This window comes from Candidatus Curculioniphilus buchneri endosymbiont of Curculio glandium (assembly GCF_964275155.1).
Classification (GTDB): Bacteria; Pseudomonadota; Gammaproteobacteria; order Enterobacterales; family Enterobacteriaceae; genus Curculioniphilus; species Curculioniphilus buchneri.
Genome location: NZ_OZ193413.1, coordinates 128,333 through 149,246, shown reverse-complemented (window position 1 = coordinate 149,246; position 20,914 = coordinate 128,333). Strand labels below are relative to the sequence as shown.

Below are 20,914 nucleotides of genomic sequence, written 5' to 3'. Positions count from 1 at the left end.
CTGGTGGGGTTCCCGAGTGGCTAAAGGGAGCAGACTGTAAATCTGTCGTCATTGACTTCGAAGGTTCGAATCCTTCCCCCATCACCAAGTTTCATGAAAGATAAAAAAATTTTATAATTCGAAAAGAAAAAGAGAAAGAAAAAGAAAATCATCGATTAGATGAATAGCTTTGTTAAACAAAGAAATAACAAAGAAATAATGTAAGGATTAATGTAAGGATTTTAGAAATTAAATTGTTTGTTATACTGTGATATATATCCACACTGGATAGCCGACCTCTAAAATGCGAGCATCGTATAATGGTTATTACCTCAGCCTTCCAAGCTGATGATGTGGGTTCAATCCCCACTGCCCGCTCCAATTGCTGATATAGCTTAGTTGGTAGAGCACACCCTTGGTAAGGGTGAGGTCGGCAGTTCGAGTCTGCCTATCAGCATCACTATTTAAAAAATAATCGCTTTTATCTATGAATATTACTAGCGTACGTGTGTTTTTATGTCCTAAATATCAAGGATCCGTTAAAAAATGATATTCTTATGTAATATTTATTGATATAAGTATTATGATTGTACTATGTAACAATGACTACGATTCGTTAACGGAAAGACGCTATTAGATTTTTAATCTTTGTTGTGTTCGATGTTAATCTTCAAGGCATGACGACTAGAATCTGATGGCCAACGTAGCATTCAATAGCATGTAAATACATAATTTTAATGATTATTGCAACTTTAGTTATCTATGCAAAAAATCATTACCAATATAATTATATTCATCAATTATGATATGTTTTTTCTATGCTATAAATTAATTAAACTACTCGAGAGTTGTTATCTTAGCTTTATACTTGTTTGACTTTCAAAACAAAAAACTATTTTTTTGGAGTAATTATTATTAATCAACGTCAATTATTTTCAATTAAACATGCGTTTTTTATTTCTGATTATGATATTGTAATACGACAATCAATCACATGTATGGTTTAATATTATGGCAGGTTACATATTAGTTTGAATTAAATAATACATTATTTTGAAATAAAATAGATATAACGGCTATATTTTCTCTGAAAGAGAATATATTGTTTGTAGTTTGATTTTAATATTACTGATGTAATAGAACTGAAAAAAAAGAGTATAAATATAGTCAATACTTAACCGTGACAACATCAATACACTTATCAAGTTTATCTCCCGGTTGCTATAAATAACAGTTTTTTCATTTTTACCATCCATCGCTAATGATGGTCTAGAAACATTTTTCTTGCACCAGAAATTATCAGTACACACTGTAGAATCATTGCAATAAATGTTAATTTTTACTAAATAGTAGATTATTTGTCTAACTAGAATAAAAATGGAATATAGTGTTTTCGAATATTATTTAACATGGACTTTGATTTTATCGTTTAATATTTTCAATACTTTGTCGGTAATATAATAGAATACTGCTTTAGTAAAGGTCTCAACATTTCAAGGTTTACTGATTTTTCTAAATTTTAAAAAAATAGGTTTTTTATGCATATTAATACTGAACCTCAAGGAAATAAGCGAAGTCTGGAAATAATAAAGTGGCTTGTTGTCGTAATTCTACTATGCATAGCTATAATTGGCAATTATATTTATCGTGACTTCAGTTTACCTATTCGAATACTAGTGATTATGATATGTATTGTTGGTGCAGGATGCGTAGCCATGTTCACATCTAAAGGAAAATGTGTAATTGCATTTGCACGTGAAGCACGAATTGAAGTTCGTAAAGTTATTTGGCCTAACCGTCAGGAAACATTACATACTACGTTAATTGTTGCCGCAGTAACCACCATAATGTCACTAATTTTATGGGGACTTGATAGCATTTTGGTTCGCGTAGTTTTATTTGTTACTAATTTGAGGTTCTAAGATGTCTGAAGATCCGAAAAAACGTTGGTATGTTGTTCAGGCATTTTCCGGTTTTGAGGGGCGTGTAGCCCAATCTCTCCGTGAACATGTGAAACAAAATGATATTAAAAGATTATTTGGCGAAATAATGGTTCCTACAGAAGAAGTTGTTGAAATTCGAAGTGGTCAGCGTCGTAAGAGCGAACGGAAATTCTTTCCAGGTTATGTTCTTGTGCAAATGGTCATGAATGACGCTAGTTGGCATCTAGTACGTAGTGTGCCGCATGTTATGGGATTTATTGGTGGAACTTCAGATCGTCCTGCTCCGATAAGCGATAAAGAAGTTAGTGCGATTATGAATCGTTTACAGCAAATTGGGGATAAACCACGGCCAAAAATTTTATTTGAACCAGGAGAATTAGTCCGAGTAAATGACGGTCCCTTCTCTGATTTTAATGGTGTAGTAGAAGAAGTAGATTATGATAAGAGTCGATTGAAAGTATCTGTATCAATTTTTGGACGTGCTACTCCGGTTGAATTAGACTTTGATCAAGTCGAAAAAAATTAATATTTAAGCACATTTTTACTTGTTTACAGTTGAAAATTAGTTTACTATCCATGTTTTTTACTCTTTTACATTCATTTAATAAGTAGATATTAAAATCGATATAGTGATCAATCTACTTGATTGAGGACAACAGATTATATGGCTAAAAAGATACAAGCTTGTATCAAACTACAGGTCTCTGCAGGTATGGCAAATCCAAGTCCACCAGTGGGACCTGCCTTAGGTCAGCAAGGCGTGAATATTATGGAATTTTGTAAAGCCTTTAATGCAAAAACTGAAAATCTTGAAAAAGGATTACCTATTCCTGTGGTGATTACGGTATACTCCGACCGCTCGTTTACTTTCATTACTAAAACTCCACCAGCTTCTGTGCTCCTTAAGAAAATTATAGGAATTAAATCTGGTTCTAGTAATCCAAATAAAGAGAAGATAGCCAAAATTACTAGTGCACAAATTTTTTCAGTTGCGGAAAGTAAAGCAGCTGACATGACTGGTGCTAATTTGGAGGCTATGTCCCGCTCTATTGCGGGTACTGCGCGTTCAATGGGCCTTGTTATTAAGGATTAAATAAAGTATGCCTAAACTGACTAAACGAATGCGTGTTATCCGTGATAAAATTGATGCTGCTAAGCACTATGAAATTGAAGAAGCCTGTATCCTCTTAAAAAATTTATCAACTACTAGGTTCGTTGAAAGCGTCGATGTTGCCATTAATCTTGGGATTGATTCTCGTAAATCAGATCAAAGTGTTCGTGGTGCTACTATATTACCGTACGGTATTGGACGTCATGTCTGTGTTGCTGTGTTTACTCAAGGAAAAAATGTTGAGATAGCTAAATCTGCTGGAGCAGATTTAGTTGGTATGGATGATTTATCCGAGCAAATAAAAAAGGGTAAATTTAACTTTGATGTTATCATCGCATCACCAGATGCAATGTACATAGTTAGTCAACTGGGATATATTTTAGGTCCACGTGGATTGATGCCAAATCCAAAAATTGGTACTGTCACTTCTAATCTTTCGGAAGCAATTAAAAATGTTAAATCCGGTCAAATTCGCTATCGTAATGATAAAAACGGCATTGTCCATACTACAATTGGTACAGTTAAATTTGAAGTGCATGAATTAAAAGAAAATTTAGAAGCTTTACTGCTTGATTTAAAAAAGGTTAAACCAATCAATACTAAAGGTGCATATATAAAAAAGATTAGCTTGTCAACTACTATGGGCATAAGTATTAAAATTAATCAAAATAGCTTATCTTTAGCTCTTACTTAATTATTACTTTACGCGAGTATTAAATTTGTTTAAAATGAGGTGTTTACAATTGAACGTGGTGGTGTATGCGTTTTAAAAACATACATATAATGCTTGCATTGTTAAATTACAATCTTTGTTGATATAAAATTTGAAGCTATTTACAAATTGTGTTGCGATCCCTGATACTTCTATTATATATGATAGTGAAAGAGATAGTTTTAATTTTATGTATTTTTTTCAATAGTATATACAATACGAACTATGTTTTTTAAATGCATACAATACACTTTTTAGAAAATGTAAAATTAGGAGTACAAGCTAATGGCATTATCTCTTCTAGATAAAAAAGAAATTGTTGCTGAAGTCAGTGAAGTAGCCAAAGGCGCATTATCTGCTGTTGTGGCAAATTTTCGTAACGTATCAGTAAATCAAATGATTAAATTTCGCCAAGCAAGTCGTGAAGCCAATGTTTATGTTCGTGTAGTTCGAAATACACTAATGCGTCGTATGGTTGAAGGCACTGCTTTTGCATGTTTAAAAGACATGTTTATTGGTCCTACCTTAATTGCATTTTCTAATGGAAATCCAGGAGATGCAGCGCGTTTGTTGAAAGCTTTTACTAAAGAAAATTTTAATTTTGAAATAAGAGCAGCAGCTTTTGAAGGTGAGTTAATTTCTGCATCACAAATTGACCGTCTAGCAATGTTACCAACTTACAATGAAGCTATAGGTCATTTAATGTCAGTTATACAAGAGGCCTCTATGGGTAAATTGCTGCGTGTTTTATCAGTGTTATCTGACTATAACAAAACGAATTAATATAGCTCTTTCCCAAAAAATTATTGATGTATTTATCAATACTTTCTAAATGCTAGGAACATCTTTTATGTCTATTTCTAAAGAACAAATTTTAGATGCAGTTTCTAATATGTCCGTTATGGATATAGTTACGCTAATATCTATGATGGAGAAAAAGTTTGGTATTTCCGCAACTATCGTTAATACTGTCCCTGAAGGAGAAAGGGTTGCTGAACCTGTAGAAGAACAAACAGAATTTGACGTAATACTAACTGCAGTAGGCAGCAACAAAATTGCTGTTATTAAAGCTGTACGTAGCGCTACTGGTTTAGGCCTAAAAGAAGCTAAAGATTTGGTGGAATCCGCACCCACCATATTGAAAGAGAGTATCAAAAAAGATGATGCAAATACTTTAAAAATAGCTTTAGAAACAGTTGGTGCTTCTGTTGAACTTAAATAACTTCGTCGTCCAGATTACAGCCTAAATTGGCTGATGGCTGGTGACTTTCCTTTGGGTCACCGGCCTTTTTGTTCCGTAAAGAAATAAAAGCATTAAAACATCATTTATTCTAATGATGCATTTTCTTATCTATTTAGATGCACTACATTTTATTCTGATGTTCTCCAATTTATCTAAGTACAACAAAATATTTTATTAGTGTAGTAATTATCAGACATATGATTGAGAATTTATCTAATTTTTATTAAAAATAATGTATCATGCAATTTTATCCTGATCTATCTGTCACACAGACTAGATCCATTTATCAGAAAGTCGAGGAACCGTATGGTTTACTCTTATACCGAAAAAAAACGAATTCGTAAAGATTTTGGAAAACGTCCACAAGTATTGGACGTTCCATATCTTCTTTCCATCCAACTCGATTCATTTAAAAAGTTCATTGAACAAAATCTGGAGAATCAATGTGGATTAGAAGCGGTTTTTCGTTCTGTATTTCCTATACATAGCTATAGTGGAACCGCTGAACTGCAATATGTCACCTACCATTTAGGTGAATCTGTTTTTGATATTAAAGAATGTCAAATGCGTGGCGCGACATTTTCTGCACCACTACGCGTTAAATTACGTTTGGTCTCTTATGAACGTGACGCACCGGAAGGTACAGTGAAAGATATAAAAGAACAAGAGGTCTATATGGGTGACATCCCACTAATGACTGGCAATGGTACTTTTATTATTAATGGTACTGAACGTGTGATTGTTTCTCAATTACACCGTAGTCCCGGCGTATTTTTTGACAGTGACAAAGGTAAAACACACTCTTCAGGAAAAGTACTATACAATGCACGCATCATTCCTTATCGTGGCTCATGGTTAGATTTTGAATTTGATCCAAAAGATCATCTGTTCGTCCGTATTGACCGGCGACGTAAATTACCTGCTACTGTAATTTTACGCGCGATGGATTACAATAATAGTCAAATTTTAGATATTTTTTTCGAAAAAATTATTTATACAATTTATGAAAAAAAATTAGAGATGAATCTCATACCTGAACGTCTACGTGGCGAAACTGCTTCTTTCGATATCCGATCTAACGGCAACATCTATGTTGAAAAAGGTCGTCGTATCACTTCACGCCATATTCGCCGAATGGAAAAAGACGGCATATCGCAGATCGAAGTTCCTATTGAATATATTGTTGGTAAGGTAGTAGCAAAAGACTATATAGATGACAAAACTGGCGAAATCATTGTATGTGCAAACACAGAATTAACGTTAGAACTATTAGTCAATTTAAAGAAAGCAAATTTCAAATATATTGAAACACTATTCACAAATGATTTAGATCATGGAGCTTATATTTCTGAAACCTTACGACTTGATTCGACTGAAGATCGTCTAGAAGCATTAATGGAAATTTATCGAATGATGAGACCTGGTGAACCCCCTACTCGTGAATCAGCTGAATCTTTATTTAAAAATTTATTTTTTTCAGAAGATCGTTATGATTTATCCGCTGTAGGCCGAATGAAATTTAACCGATCATTAAATTATAAAAAAACAGAACAGTCTTGTGTTTTAAGTAAAAATGACATTATTAATGTGATGAAAAAATTGATTGACATTCGAAATGGTAAAGGTGAAGTTGATGATATTGATCATTTAGGCAATCGGCGCATTCGTTCAATAGGAGAAATGGCAGAAAATCAATTTCGTGTTGGTTTAATACGTGTAGAACGTGCAGTAAAAGAACGTTTATCGTTAGGTGATTTGGATATGTTGATGCCGCAAGATTTGATCAATGCGAAACCAATTTCAGCAGCAGTAAAAGAATTTTTCGGCTCAAGTCAGCTATCACAATTCATGGATCAAAATAATCCATTATCCGAGATTACTCATAAACGGCGTATTTCTGCTTTAGGACCAGGTGGATTAACTCGAGAACGTGCAGGATTTGAAGTGCGTGATGTGCATCCAACACATTACGGGCGTGTGTGTCCTGTTGAAACTCCAGAAGGTCCTAATATTGGTTTAATCAATTCATTGTCTGTGTATGCACGAACTAATAAATATGGATTTCTAGAGACTCCATATCGCCGTGTACAAAATGGAATAGTCACAGATGAAATTCGTTATTTATCGGCCATTGAAGAAGGTAACTTTGTTATTGCACAGGCTAATACCAGTCTTGATGACTATGGCCGTTTTATTCATGATTTGGTAACGTGTCGCAATAGAGGTGAGTCAAGCTTATTCAGTCGTAATCAAATCGATTACATGGATGTTTCTACGCAGCAAATTGTATCAGTTGGTGCTTCTCTTATTCCTTTTCTAGAGCATGATGATGCTAATCGTGCATTGATGGGGGCAAACATGCAACGTCAAGCAGTACCTACTTTACGTGCTGAAAAACCATTAGTTGGTACAGGTATGGAACGTGCAGTAGCAGTCGATTCTGGTGTAACTGCTGTAGCAAAGCGAGGAGGTATAGTACAATATTTAGATGCGTCCCGCATTGTTATTAATGTCAATTTAAAAGAATTACATCCGGGCGAATCAGGTGTCGATATTTATCTTTTGACTAAATATGTTCGTTCTAATCAAAATACATGTATTAATCAAATTCCCTGTGTATCATTAGGGGAATTAGTTGAACGTGGCGACGTACTAGCTGATGGTCCATCCACTGATCTGGGTGAATTAGCATTAGGTCAAAATATGCGTATTGCTTTTATGCCGTGGAATGGTTATAACTTTGAAGATTCTATGTTAGTCTCCGAACGCGTGCTTCAAGAAGATCGTTTCACTAGTATTCATATTCAAGAATTGGCGTGTATTTCCCGAGATACTAAATTAGGATCTGAAGAGATTACAGCTGACATCCCTAATGTAGGCGAAGCGGCTCTATCTAAATTGGATGAATCTGGCATTGTCTATATAGGTGCAGAAGTAATTGGAGGGGATATTCTTGTAGGTAAGGTTACACCGAAAGGCGAAACACAACTAACACCGGAAGAAAAACTTTTACGCGCTATTTTCGGTGAAAAAGCATCTGATGTAAAAGATTCATCATTACGTGTGCCTAACGGTGTATCTGGTACAGTTATTGATATACAAATATTCACTCGAGATGGTATAAAAAAAGATAAACGAGCGCTAGACATTGAACATATGCTGCTGAAACAGGCTAAAAAAGATCTGAGCGAAGAATTACAACTGTTCGAAAATAGCTTATTTTCTCGTGTCCGTAATCTTCTGATTTCTACTGGTATAACAGAAGAAAAGTTAGATACATTAAAACGAGAACACTGGTTAAAAATCAGATTAGCTGAAGATCAAAAGCACGATCAACTTAAACAGTTATCTCAGCAGTACGATGAATTGAAACATAAATTTGAAACAAATCTAGAATCAAAACGACGAAGAATTATCCAAGGTGACGACCTTGCACCAGGTGTACTTAAAATAGTTAAAGTTTACTTAGCAGTAAAACGTCAAATTCAGCCAGGTGATAAGATGGCTGGTCGTCATGGTAACAAAGGTGTAATATCTAAAATTAGCCCAGTTGAAGATATGCCATACGATAAGAATGGCATTCCTGTAGATATCGTTTTAAACCCATTAGGTGTACCATCACGTATGAATATTGGCCAAATATTAGAAACTCATTTGGGCATGGCAGCAAAAGGTATTGGCAATAAAATTAATACTATGTTGAAAATAAATGAAAAAATAACTAAATTACGTGCATTTATACAGCAAGCTTATGATCTTGGGGATGATGTATGCCAGAAAATAGATCTCAATACTTTTTCTGACCAAGAAGTACTTTGTTTAGCAGAAAATTTGAAAAAAGGGATGCCTATTTCTAGTCCGGTATTTGACGGTGCTAAAGAAAAAGAAATCAAAGAATTATTACAACTAGGCAACTTACCGACTTCAGGACAAATTACCTTATTTGATGGTCGTACTGGAGAACAATTTGAGCGACCTGTTACTGTGGGATACATGTATATGTTAAAACTCAATCATCTTGTTGATGATAAAATGCATGCACGTTCCACCGGTTCATACAGTTTAGTGACTCAGCAACCTTTAGGTGGTAAGGCACAATTTGGTGGTCAGCGTTTTGGAGAAATGGAAGTATGGGCATTAGAAGCCTATGGGGCAGCATATACCTTACAAGAAATGCTTACTGTTAAATCAGATGATGTTAACGGTCGCACTAAGATATATAAAAATATAGTAGATGGTAATCATATGATGGAACCTGGTATGCCAGAATCTTTTAATGTCTTATTAAAAGAAATTCGCTCATTAGGAATTAATATTGAGCTTGAAGAAAACTAAATTTTTCATTCGAATATAATTCGCACTGGTAATTAAGAGCATCTAAATATTTTTAGTACCAGCAAGTTTTATTCCGATAGGGGCTAATTCGTGAAAGATTTATTTAATTTTTTGAAAGCACAAACTAAAATAGAAGAGTTTGATGCAATCAAAATTGCATTAGCTTCACCAGATATGATTCGTTCATGGTCTTTTGGTGAAGTGAAGAAGCCAGAAACTATTAATTATCGTACATTTAAACCGGAAAGAGATGGATTGTTCTGTGCACGTATTTTTGGACCAGTAAAAGACTATGAATGTTTGTGCGGAAAATATAAACGTCTAAAACACCGTGGAGTAATATGTGAAAAATGTGGTGTTGAAGTAACTCAGACAAAAGTACGTCGTGAACGTATGGGTCATATTGAATTAGCTTCGCCTACTGCCCATATTTGGTTTTTAAAATCTTTGCCATCTCGTGTTGGATTATTGCTGGATATGCCGCTGCGTGACATCGAACGTGTATTATATTTTGAATCTTATGTTGTAGTCGAAGGAGGAATGACTAATCTTGAACGCCGTCAAATTCTAACTGAAGAACAATATTTAGAAGCATTAGAAGAGTTTGGTGATGAATTTGATGCTAAAATGGGTGCTGAAGCTATTCAAATTCTGTTAAAAAATATGATTTTAGAAGAAGAATGTGATCAACTTCGTCAAGAATTAGAAAGAACCAGTTCCGACACTAAGCGTAAAAAATTAACTAAACGTATTAAACTTTTGGAATCGTTTATACAAAGCGGTAATAAGCCAGAATGGATGATTTTAACTGTACTACCAGTATTACCCCCTGATCTTCGCCCACTTGTACCATTGGATGGAGGTCGCTTTGCGACTTCAGATCTAAATGATTTATACCGTCGTGTAATTAATCGTAATAATCGTTTAAAGCGTTTGTTAGATTTAACTGCGCCTGACATTATTGTACGGAATGAAAAACGTATGCTTCAGGAAGCAGTAGATGCTTTGTTAGATAATGGCCGTCGTGGTCGTGCTATTACTGGTTCGAACAAACGTGCATTAAAATCGTTAGCTGATATGATTAAAGGTAAGCAAGGTCGTTTTCGACAAAATTTGTTAGGAAAAAGAGTCGATTACTCTGGTCGTTCAGTTATTACTGTAGGTCCATATCTTCGTTTACATCAATGTGGATTGCCTAAAAAAATGGCATTAGAATTATTTAAACCTTTTATTTATGGAAAACTTGAAGTACACGGTTTAGCTACAACTATTAAAGCTGCTAAAAAAATGGTAGAACGTGAAGAAGCAGTAGTGTGGGATATTCTAGATGAAGTAATACGTGAGCATCCAGTGATGCTAAATCGTGCACCAACTTTGCACCGTTTAGGAATCCAAGCTTTTGAGCCAGTACTAATTGAAGGAAAAGCAATTCAATTACATCCATTAGTATGTGCTGCGTATAATGCTGATTTTGATGGTGATCAGATGGCAGTACATGTTCCGCTAACATTAGAAGCTCAGCTAGAAGCACGTGCACTGATGATGTCGACTAACAATATCCTATCTCCTGCTAATGGAGAGCCGATTATTGTTCCATCACAAGATGTAGTGTTAGGATTATATTATATGACTCGTGATCGTATAAACGGAAAAGGTGAAGGTATGGTCCTAAGTGGACCGAAAGAAGCAGAACGTATTTACCGAATAGGAGTATCTGAACTACATACACGTGTTAAAGTACGTATTACTGAACATGAAAAATGTGATAATGGATGGATAAAACATACAAGTTTAATTGATACGACTATAGGTCGTGCTATACTTTGGATGATAGTACCAAAAGGACTACATTTCTCCCTTGTAAATCAAACATTAGGAAAAAAAGCTATCTCCATAATGTTGAACACCTGCTATCGTGTATTAGGTTTAAAACCAACTGTAATTTTTGCCGACCAAATTATGTATACAGGATTTGCTTACGCGGCTCGTTCAGGAGCATCAGTCGGTATTGATGATATGGTGATTCCAGAAAAAAAAGCTGAAATTATAAACGAAGCTGAAGCTGAAGTTGCTGAAGTCCAAGAACAATTTCAATCCGGTTTAGTTACTGCTGGTGAACGCTATAACAAAGTAATTGATATTTGGACTGCAGCTAACGAACGTGTTGCTAAAGCAATGATGGATAATCTATCCACTGAAACTGTAATTAACTCCGATGGTAAAAAAGAACGACAAATATCCTTTAATAGTATTTTTATGATGGCTGATTCAGGCGCCCGCGGTTCAGCTGCACAGATTCGTCAGTTAGCTGGTATGCGTGGTTTAATGGCCAAACCAGATGGCTCAATAATTGAAACTCCAATTACCGCAAATTTTCGTGAAGGATTGAATGTACTGCAATATTTTATCTCTACTCATGGTGCACGTAAAGGGCTTGCAGACACTGCACTAAAAACTGCTAATTCTGGTTATTTAACTCGTCGGTTAGTTGATGTAGCACAAGATTTAGTTGTTACTCAGGACGATTGCGGAACGTGTTCTGGCATAGAAATGACTCCTGTTATTGAAGGAGGTGACGTGAAAGAAGCTTTACGCGAACGTGTATTAGGTCGTGTTACAGCAGAAGATGTTTGCAAGCCTGGTACGAAAGATATTTTAGTACAGCGCAATACATTATTAAGTGAACAGTGGTGTGACATTTTAGAAGAATATTCAATAGACAGTGTTAAAGTAGGTTCGGTCGTAACCTGTGATACTGATTTTGGTATATGTGCTAAATGTTATGGTCGTGATCTAGCACGTGGTCATCTAGTAAATAAAGGTGAAGCCATCGGTGTTATAGCGGCTCAATCTATTGGTGAACCTGGTACGCAATTGACCATGCGTACATTTCATATCGGAGGAGCTGCATCCCGTGCTGCTGCTGAATCTAGTATTCAAGTAAAAAACAAAGGAACTATTTGTTTAAATAATGATAAATTTGTTGTTAACAGTAGCGGTAAGCTAGTGATTATTTCACGCAATGCTGAATTAAAACTGATTGATGAGTTTGGTCGTACGAAAGAAAAATATAAAGTACCTTATGGCACTGTTATGGAAAAAGCTGATGGTACGGAAATCATGGGAGGTGAAATCATAGCTAATTGGGATCCGCACACTATGCCAGTAATTACTGAAGTCAATGGTTTCATTCATTTTACCGATATGATTGACGGTCAAACAATTACTCGTCAAACTGATGAATTAACTGGGTTGTCTTCTATTGTAGTCTTGGATACTGCTGAACGAACAGGCGGTGGTAAGGATCTGCGGCCTGCACTACGAATTGTGGATATTAATGGAAATGACGTATTGATTCCAGGTACTGATACACCTGCACAGTATTTCCTTCCAGGAAGGATGATTGTCCAACTAGAAGATGGTGCTCCAATTAGCATTGGTGATATTGTAGCTCGTCTACCTCAAGAAACAAGCGGCACGAAAGATATTACCGGTGGTTTACCTCGTGTAGCCGATTTGTTTGAAGCTCGTCGTCCAAAAGAACCAGCAATTTTAGCTGAAATTAGTGGAGTTATTTCTTTCGGTAAAGAAACCAAAGGAAAACGTCGTTTAATTATCTCGACAGCAGATAGCAACGAAACATATGAAGAAATGATTCCAAAATGGCGTCAACTAAATGTTTTTGAAGGAGAATATGTTGAACGCGGTGATGTTATCTCTGATGGTCCCGAATCACCACACGATATTCTTCGTCTACGCGGCATACATGAAGTCACGCGTTATATTGTCAATGAAGTGCAAGATGTTTACCGGTTACAGGGTGTAAAAATTAATGATAAACATATAGAAGTTATTGTTCGGCAAATGTTGCGTAAAGCAACTATAACTAATGGTGGCAGTTCAGATTTTTTAGAAGGTGAACAGGTAGAATACTCACGTATTAAAATAGCTAATCGTAAACTTGAAAGTGATGGTCAAACAAAAGCAACTTATACACGAAATCTTTTAGGTATTACTAAAGCTTCTTTGGCAACAGAATCTTTCATTTCTGCTGCTTCATTTCAGGAAACTACACGCGTATTGACTGAAGCAGCTGTTGCTGGAAAATGCGATGAACTACGTGGTTTAAAAGAAAATGTCATTGTCGGTCGGTTGATTCCAGCAGGCACTGGTTATGCTTATCATCAGAAACGAATACGTAATCGTCAAACACATGAAATACCTTCTTCTACTGCTGTTGATTCTACCTTTTCTTCCTTACGAATTACTGCCGATGAAGCTTCTTCAAATCTTTCAGAGCTCTTGAATACCGGTTTAGACAATAATATTACTAACGATTAAAAATTTGTTGTTTTGGATCAATGGTTATTCTTAGTTAAATAATAATATATGCAATGATTCTTTTAACATTGTATGGCTTATAATCCATTTAACTTTAATGTTATAATGTCATATATACATATATATTATACTAATTTATCATAAGTGATCACATGAGTAATCAAATGTATCACTATTGCATATGCTTATTGGTTTATTAATTAATCTATCCATTTCGTACAAAAAGTACCTGTTTTATCGATACGTTTGTATGTATGGGCACCAAAATAATCACGTTGAGCTTGGATTAAATTTGCAGGTAATAACGCAGAACGGTAGCCATCATAATATGAAATGGCAGAGGATAAGGCGGGGACAGGAATACCATTTTGCATTGCATAGGTCACTACATCACGTAGTGATTGATGATATTCATTGACAATATATTTAAAATATGGCGATAATAACAAGTTATTTAGTTCTGGATCCTGTGAATAAGCCTCAACAATTTTTTTTAATAAATGTGCACGGATAATGCATCCTGCACGGAAGATTTTTGCTATTGTGCTATAATTCAAATTCCATTGATTCTTGTTAGATGCAGATTTTAACTGAGAAAAACCTTGTGTATAAGAAATAATTTTACTCATATATAATGCACGCCGAATTTTTTCTATAAAAGTTGGTCTATCTTCGTTAAAAGTTATAATGTTTTTCGGTCCACTCAGAATCTTTGAAGCTACCATTCTTTGTTCTTTTAAAGAGGACAAGTAACGCGCAAATACTGATTCAGTAATCAAACTGAGCGGTTCACCTAAATCAAGTGAATTTTGACTGATCCATTTTCCGGTACCTTTACTATCTGCTTTATCTAAAATTACATCTATCAAAAAATTTCCTTGTTCGTCTTTTTTTACTAAGATATGTTTACTTATATCCATTAAATAACAATTCATCTCTCCTTTGTTCCATTTACTAAAAACATCGGATATTTGTTCATTACTTAGATTAAGACTATTTTTCATTAGAGCATATGATTCAGCAATGAGCTGCATATCACCATATTCTATGCCGTTATGTACCATTTTAACATAATGTCCAGCTCCATCAGGGCCAATATAGGCTACGCAAGCTTCGTTATCAATATGAGCAGCAATTTTCTCTAAAATTGGTGCTATTAACTTGTAAGCTTTTCTTTGTCCACCTGGCATAATTGCAGGCCCTTTTAGTGCACCTTCTGCTCCACCAGATATTCCCGCACCAATAAAATATATGCCTTTCTTAAAAAATTCACTATTATGACGTATGGTATCTTTATAAAACGTATTACCACCATTAATTAAGATATCTCCTTTTTTTAAAAGTGGTTTTAATAATTTAATAATTGTTTCAGTAGCTTCACCAGCTTCTACCATTAAAAGAATACGGTGTGGTATTTCTAATGAATTTACAAATTCTTTTAGAGAATAATAGGGAAATAGTTTTTTTCCTGGGTGTTCAGCAATTATCTGATCTGTTTTTTGGGGTGATCGATTAAAAATCGATACACTATAACCATGTTGTTCAATATTGAGTGCTAAATTTTTTCCCATTACTGCCATTCCAATAATGCCTATTTGTTTATATGTAGACATGAACCAACTCCTTTCATAAAGACAATCTTTCATTTACACCTTCTATCTTACTAGATAGGTGTAAACATTTATTATATATTAAATATTATAGTTTTTAGTTATGATTGTGTTTTGTATTCTATTACGATCAATTATAGTGCTTAACAACTAGTATTCAATGTAAAATGAATATTAATGTTAGTAGTGATATTAATTTTAATTTTCATTGTTATAAATACGGAGTTATTTTCTTCGATTTTGAATTTCATAAAATTGAAGATTTTATATCATTTAAAATAAGAAGAATATTGCCATAGAATAATTATATAATAGTAGTATGACACTACTAACGTCTTCTATATAAAAATATTTGAAATATGTAAATAAATATTAACATTTTATGTTTTTATTGTATTATCGTAGATATAATCTATTTTTATAAGAAAATAGTTACAACGATTTTTATATTACAATTAGAAAATTCTTGCATTGGTTATTAATAAATATTTTGTTTTGAACAAAATTATGATGACTATCTAACATATAGATTATGCGACATCTTAACAGTAAGATATGTTACCTATTCAAGAATAGACTATGCGTCTAGTTTTTGTTCCTTTATAGTTTCAATGAAAATAAAAAATTTTATTAAAATTAATATAATATTATATTTATAATATAAAAAATTAAGATTGATTGATCTTTTCTTTAATGGTACTTCGATTATTGAAAAGATCAATTTTATTAATAAAATAATTGAGTATGTTATAAATATATATGAGATGAATACAAGATCATATCCATTTCAAATTGTTCTAGAAAAACTAATGAATACTTAGGAGTAAATCTTTACATTGAATATAAATACAGAGAAGTCATAGAAGCTGTAATTAAAAAATTGAATAATATTAAATTAAAAATTCAAATAAGTTATATTTAAAAAATATTCTAAAATTTACCTTCTAACTTAATCATATAGCATTGGAACAATTTTTGTTGTACGCAAGGCAGTATATCAGAACTAAGATTACACAATAGAAATACGAGTATTATTTATACCATAATATTATATTATCAGTAGAATTTTGTCTATTCTATTTAAATGACAGAATATGCTAAGGTATAATATCTTAGTGAGGGAGCATATATATATTAATATTATTATATATAATGTTATTATGATATGTCTATAAATAATTTTTCAATATTTAATTTCATGTCAAAAATACATTTATATATTATAAATAAATTATAATTTTAAGCTTTATAGAAATTATATATTATATATAATTAAAATTTTTTAATTTTAAATTAAGTTAAAATAATGTATTACATTTATAGAATTCGACTAATAAGTCGATCAATACGGATTCGCCGTAATCGGCGAATGAGCGTACGCACTTTAACAGGATAATCAGCTATGCTTTGAAGGTCAGTAAAATGTTTTACAATCTGAGTATGAGTGCGAATTAGAATTTGTTCTTGTTCACGTTGTAATCGCAACCTTTGTTGAGGATCATGGATTAAAAGTGCATTTTCTAGATCCAAATACCAAGCACGAGGATTAAAGTTATTGCCAGTCAGCACTTGCCACTTTTCATCCACCCATAAGCCTTTTAAATGATAGCTGTTATTTCCATCCTTCCATAATCGTACAATTAATTGACCTTTACTTACATAAGGCTGTAATCGTTCAAGGAACCGACGTAAATTAATTTCATATAAGTAGGGTAAAATACTAATAATTTGAAATGGTTGATCTTCTGGTATATAAAAATCATTAGCAATTTTATCTCCAACAATAATTTCTATTTTTTTACCTAGGTGCAATAAAACCGTTAAGTTACGCATTAAAAGTGTAGGTAAATTAAAATAAGGTGTACATAACATTAATGTATCACAAGTTGAACAAATTAAATGATGAATCGTTGTATTCAAAAGACTTTTTTTACCCAATCCTACTAATGGGATAATAGATAATTCATTTTGAGTTGCTATGTTTCCTTGATAGTTATACACAGACTGTTTCAAAAGATGGCGAAAAAGGCGAATATTATGTTTTATTTTTATATTTTTTGGTCGTTCTAAATCGTCTAAACGGTTAACAGCTGATGCTGCAAGCAAGTATTGTTTAATATAACTAAGTAGTGTATCAGCAAGTAGCTGATTTTTTATCATATTATAACGATCGTAACGGTACTGATCCAATTGATGTAAATAAGTGTTATTGATACTTGCACCACTATAAATTACTTGATCGTCAATAATAAAACCCTTTAAATGCATAACTCCTAAGGCTTCTCGAGTATTAACCGGCACGCCGTATATCGGCACATCTATATTGGGATGTGTTGTTGCCATCCAGTAATACCACTCAGCATTCGTACTAGTAATAGTAGTCCCAATACGTCCACGTTGAGCTCTGTGCCAATCCACTAGAACAGCAACTTCAAGAGTTGGATTATTTTTTTTAGTCTGATAGAGCGCTTCAAGTATTTGGTGCCCTCCATGATCATACTCTAGATAAAGTATGACTAAATAAATTCGATTCCGAGCAAAAGTAATAGCTTGCATTAATGCGTCTCTAAAATCTTTAGGACTATAGAGCGTTTTAAAATTTTCAGCGATCTGAGGAATGTATGGCAATTTCGCGAGATGCTGTTGATGTATTTTGTATTTAAATTTTGACAGCATCACCGTGCTCTTTTTATATAATTTAATATTGAAATAGCCTTAAATTTATTTAATTTTCTGAAATATTATTACTATTGTTCCGTATGAATACATTGTACTATATTTTTATAGTTTTTCTTTTATGTACAACAAAAGATATGAAAGAAGATATAGATAATATCACTATAAATTTGAATATCTGAATGAGGTTTGATTTCAGATGTGTTAGAATTTTTACCCGTGAAGGAGCATAATTGTAAGGCCTGTGAAAAGAATATAGTGCATTATTTTTTATAAAAATCGTATTGAAACTCTATGTTTCTGAATGTCGTAGAGTGAGCAAATAAGATGAACAAAAACAACAAACATTTTTTTATACAATGTAATAATCGAGGTTTTATATTTATTTTATGTAATCTATGTAATACTTACTTTTTAATAAGTAGGAGTATTTTAATAGCATTATATAAAATAGGATTTTTATTACCTTTCCTTAAGAAGATCTATCTAGATAGAAAAAATATTTTTGACATGATACGCCATAACGTTTATTATACGCTATTTTAACTAAGACGTCAAATAAATTTTGATTTTTTAATTGTTATAACGTATGTTAATTTTTAAATAGATGTAGTAATGTAAATTACTATTTTTAGTCTAGTTTAGCTAAACTTTTCATTAATGCATTAGTATTAAAATACTAAAATTAGTTGTTGGGCATATTGCTAAAAAATAAATACCTTTTTTCAGTATAAAGTAATATTAAGTTATAAGAAGAGCATGAGAATTTTTAATTTATAATTCAGATTATAAGATAATTACAACTTCTTGATTGCTCATGATAATAGCAATTACATGGAATTTATTTTATGTATTCTAGTAAATTTAAATTTTTATATGATAAAAAATCATAGTGAACTTTAATGAATTTAACATGATCTATAATCATTTATCGTTTTTTGCTAATTTAATTTTCTAGTATATTAATGTTTATTAAAATAAGTAGGTCAGAAGTTAATTCTTTATATTGTAGGATAGGCTAGACTATTTAAATTTAACTCACGAAAAATCCGATCATTTATTAATATGTATTTGAGTATACATACTACCATAAGATAAACATAATTTACCTCTCGTTTTGTACGTTAATAAATACTCAATTTTAAAATTGAGAATCAAAAAAGTTAATGATATGAAACGTATTCAATTATTTATTATTTTACATCTTGACAAAAAGCTTATATTTTCAATGCAAAAATAAAATATGTATATTTACTTCCATGAAATATTATATTTTGATCGACTGCAATACCTACATATTATATGTCTATTGTAAATTTTAAGATATTTTATCGTTTTATAATATGTTTAACATTTTCTGATATAAAAGATGATTTTAAATATCACCTAGACTATTGAATAATATAAATATTGACCATAATAAAAATTATGAAATCTTCAGTTGACTGTAAAAATTTAATGTAATAGATTTCAATTTATTTGTTATATAAACATTATCAAAGCGACTTAACTTATAGTCAATTAACAAACTTAATATCTATTTTCACTATAATTTATTTTAATTTAAGCAGAAATTATAACTACTAATAATTAAAACCAATTTCTTATATATTAAAATCAAAAAGATCGTTTTCTTTTATATATTATATAAGTTATAAAAATACTTATCAGTAATAAGAACGAAATAAATTTCATTAAATATGAATAGCTACTTCTTTTTTATGAAACAAAAACATAAAAAATAATATTTTCATTACACTGTTGATTTAAATGGTTTTATTATTTGAGTTGCTAATTGTTTTATAGGAAAACATATATTGTCTAGCCATATAATAACACAGCCAATTAATTATGATATTTTTAATGTGCAAGAACCTTAAAACGCTAATAAAACAATAGAAAATTGCTCCGGATGAAATCTACATACATCAATCCTCTCCCCTTTTCCAGTTTTGGATTATGGAAAGGAATAAACATTACATAATAATAAAATGTTTTAAGATAATATCTATCGTAAGAAGTAAAAATTTTTATATAACATAATAAGAGGAATAATAAGTAAAATTACTACTTAAAATTATAAGATAAAAACACATTTTACTTTGATTCATTTAATAAATAAAAGAAATTAAAAAAAATTCTCGATGAATAATTATTTACAGCGGACGCAGTACTCTTGAATATCTATATGCAATTATCATTAGAATAATAGAAAAAAACCATTTTTTATTATAACAAGTATTATAGTTTTAATAAATTTATTAAATACAGTAATATTTTGTAAATCTTAATAATTGTAAAAAACTGATATTCATATCATGTTATATCACCTCTATAGAGATAGATACATTTTATAATCATACATAATGCTATTAGCTATTATACATCAAACATTAATAATCATCATTATATGATATATGAATTTATTTAATTTTAGTAAAATATTAAAAATATTGATCGAAAGTAGAAAAGCTACTGTTTTAATTTTTACAATTCAATATAAAATAAAGGAAATGATCTTTTTTAATTTAGAATGATTATCAGAACAAATAGAAATTAAATAACTTAAAAAAAATAAAATTTTGTCGTACTTATCAATAAGTTAAAAAATATTTTAGATACAATATCTAATAACGTCTGATGAAAATATCATATCTACAAATAGAAGAAGATTAAATTTTCCATATAATTTATTATCTTTTCGATGGACCACTATATTAGTGATAATCATATTAAATAACAGTACTGATATTTTATTACAAATTTTTTATATTTTCCTTATTAAGTATTTAACGATATATCTTATTTTAAATTTTAAGAATAAAATGCTATATTTTTTTTGTTTTTTAAACAAAGTAGATATTAATCTATCTACAACTAATAAATTAACATACTTATCATTCGATAAGTATCTTTAAAATTTTATGTAATGGTTTAATATTAATGACTGATGAAGTAAACCTT

The 20,914-nt window shown here is 31.8% G+C and carries 10 protein-coding genes and 3 tRNA genes; 11 read left to right on the top strand and 2 right to left on the bottom strand.

Annotated features, from left to right (window positions below; translation table 11 throughout):
* Positions 1-2: 2 nt before the first annotated feature.
* From ACICP0_RS00440 to rpoC, 11 genes are all read left to right on the top strand, one after another.
* A tRNA-Tyr gene (locus ACICP0_RS00440) sits at positions 3-87 on the top strand.
* Positions 88-285: 198 nt separating this feature from the next.
* A tRNA-Gly gene (locus tag ACICP0_RS00435) sits at positions 286-360 on the top strand.
* 3 nt (positions 361-363) lie between these two features.
* Positions 364-436: transfer RNA gene (locus tag ACICP0_RS00430), tRNA-Thr, on the top strand.
* A gap of 1,081 nt (positions 437-1,517) precedes the next feature.
* Positions 1,518-1,901, top strand: coding sequence for a preprotein translocase subunit SecE (gene secE / locus ACICP0_RS00425; RefSeq protein WP_395480005.1), 384 nt, complete (start codon positions 1,518-1,520; stop codon positions 1,899-1,901).
* Position 1,902: 1 nt separating this feature from the next.
* Positions 1,903-2,448 (top strand): transcription termination/antitermination protein NusG, encoded by a 546-nt coding sequence (gene nusG, locus ACICP0_RS00420; RefSeq protein WP_395480004.1) that lies wholly within the window; start codon positions 1,903-1,905, stop codon positions 2,446-2,448.
* A 138-nt stretch (positions 2,449-2,586) separates the two neighbouring features.
* On the top strand, positions 2,587-3,015 hold the full coding sequence (gene rplK / locus ACICP0_RS00415; protein WP_395480003.1) for a 50S ribosomal protein L11: 429 nt from the start codon (positions 2,587-2,589) through the stop codon (positions 3,013-3,015).
* A 7-nt stretch (positions 3,016-3,022) separates the two neighbouring features.
* Positions 3,023-3,727, top strand: coding sequence for a 50S ribosomal protein L1 (gene rplA / locus ACICP0_RS00410; RefSeq protein WP_395480002.1), 705 nt, complete (start codon positions 3,023-3,025; stop codon positions 3,725-3,727).
* Between the two features lie 303 nt (positions 3,728-4,030).
* A complete protein-coding gene (rplJ, locus tag ACICP0_RS00405; RefSeq protein ID WP_395480001.1) occupies positions 4,031-4,528 on the top strand; it encodes a 50S ribosomal protein L10 in 498 nt (165 codons plus the stop codon).
* A gap of 67 nt (positions 4,529-4,595) precedes the next feature.
* Positions 4,596-4,967: a 50S ribosomal protein L7/L12 gene (rplL, locus tag ACICP0_RS00400; RefSeq protein ID WP_395480000.1), complete on the top strand. Its 372-nt coding sequence runs from the start codon at positions 4,596-4,598 to the stop codon at positions 4,965-4,967.
* 327 nt (positions 4,968-5,294) lie between these two features.
* Entirely contained in the window at positions 5,295-9,323 is a 4,029-nt protein-coding gene (gene rpoB, locus ACICP0_RS00395; RefSeq protein ID WP_395479999.1) for a DNA-directed RNA polymerase subunit beta, read from the top strand.
* Between the two features lie 90 nt (positions 9,324-9,413).
* Entirely contained in the window at positions 9,414-13,664 is a 4,251-nt protein-coding gene (gene rpoC / locus ACICP0_RS00390; protein ID WP_395479998.1) for a DNA-directed RNA polymerase subunit beta', read from the top strand.
* Positions 13,665-13,864: 200 nt separating this feature from the next.
* On the opposite strand, the gene gndA is transcribed toward rpoC, so the two are convergent.
* A complete protein-coding gene (gene gndA, locus ACICP0_RS00385) occupies positions 13,865-15,277 on the bottom strand; it encodes an NADP-dependent phosphogluconate dehydrogenase (RefSeq protein WP_395479997.1) in 1,413 nt (470 codons plus the stop codon).
* A 1,314-nt stretch (positions 15,278-16,591) separates the two neighbouring features.
* The gene (gene pssA / locus ACICP0_RS00380) at positions 16,592-17,950 is read right to left on the bottom strand and encodes a CDP-diacylglycerol--serine O-phosphatidyltransferase (protein ID WP_395479996.1); all 1,359 of its coding nucleotides are present in this window, start codon (positions 17,948-17,950) and stop codon (positions 16,592-16,594) included.
* Positions 17,951-20,914: the final 2,964 nt, after the last annotated feature.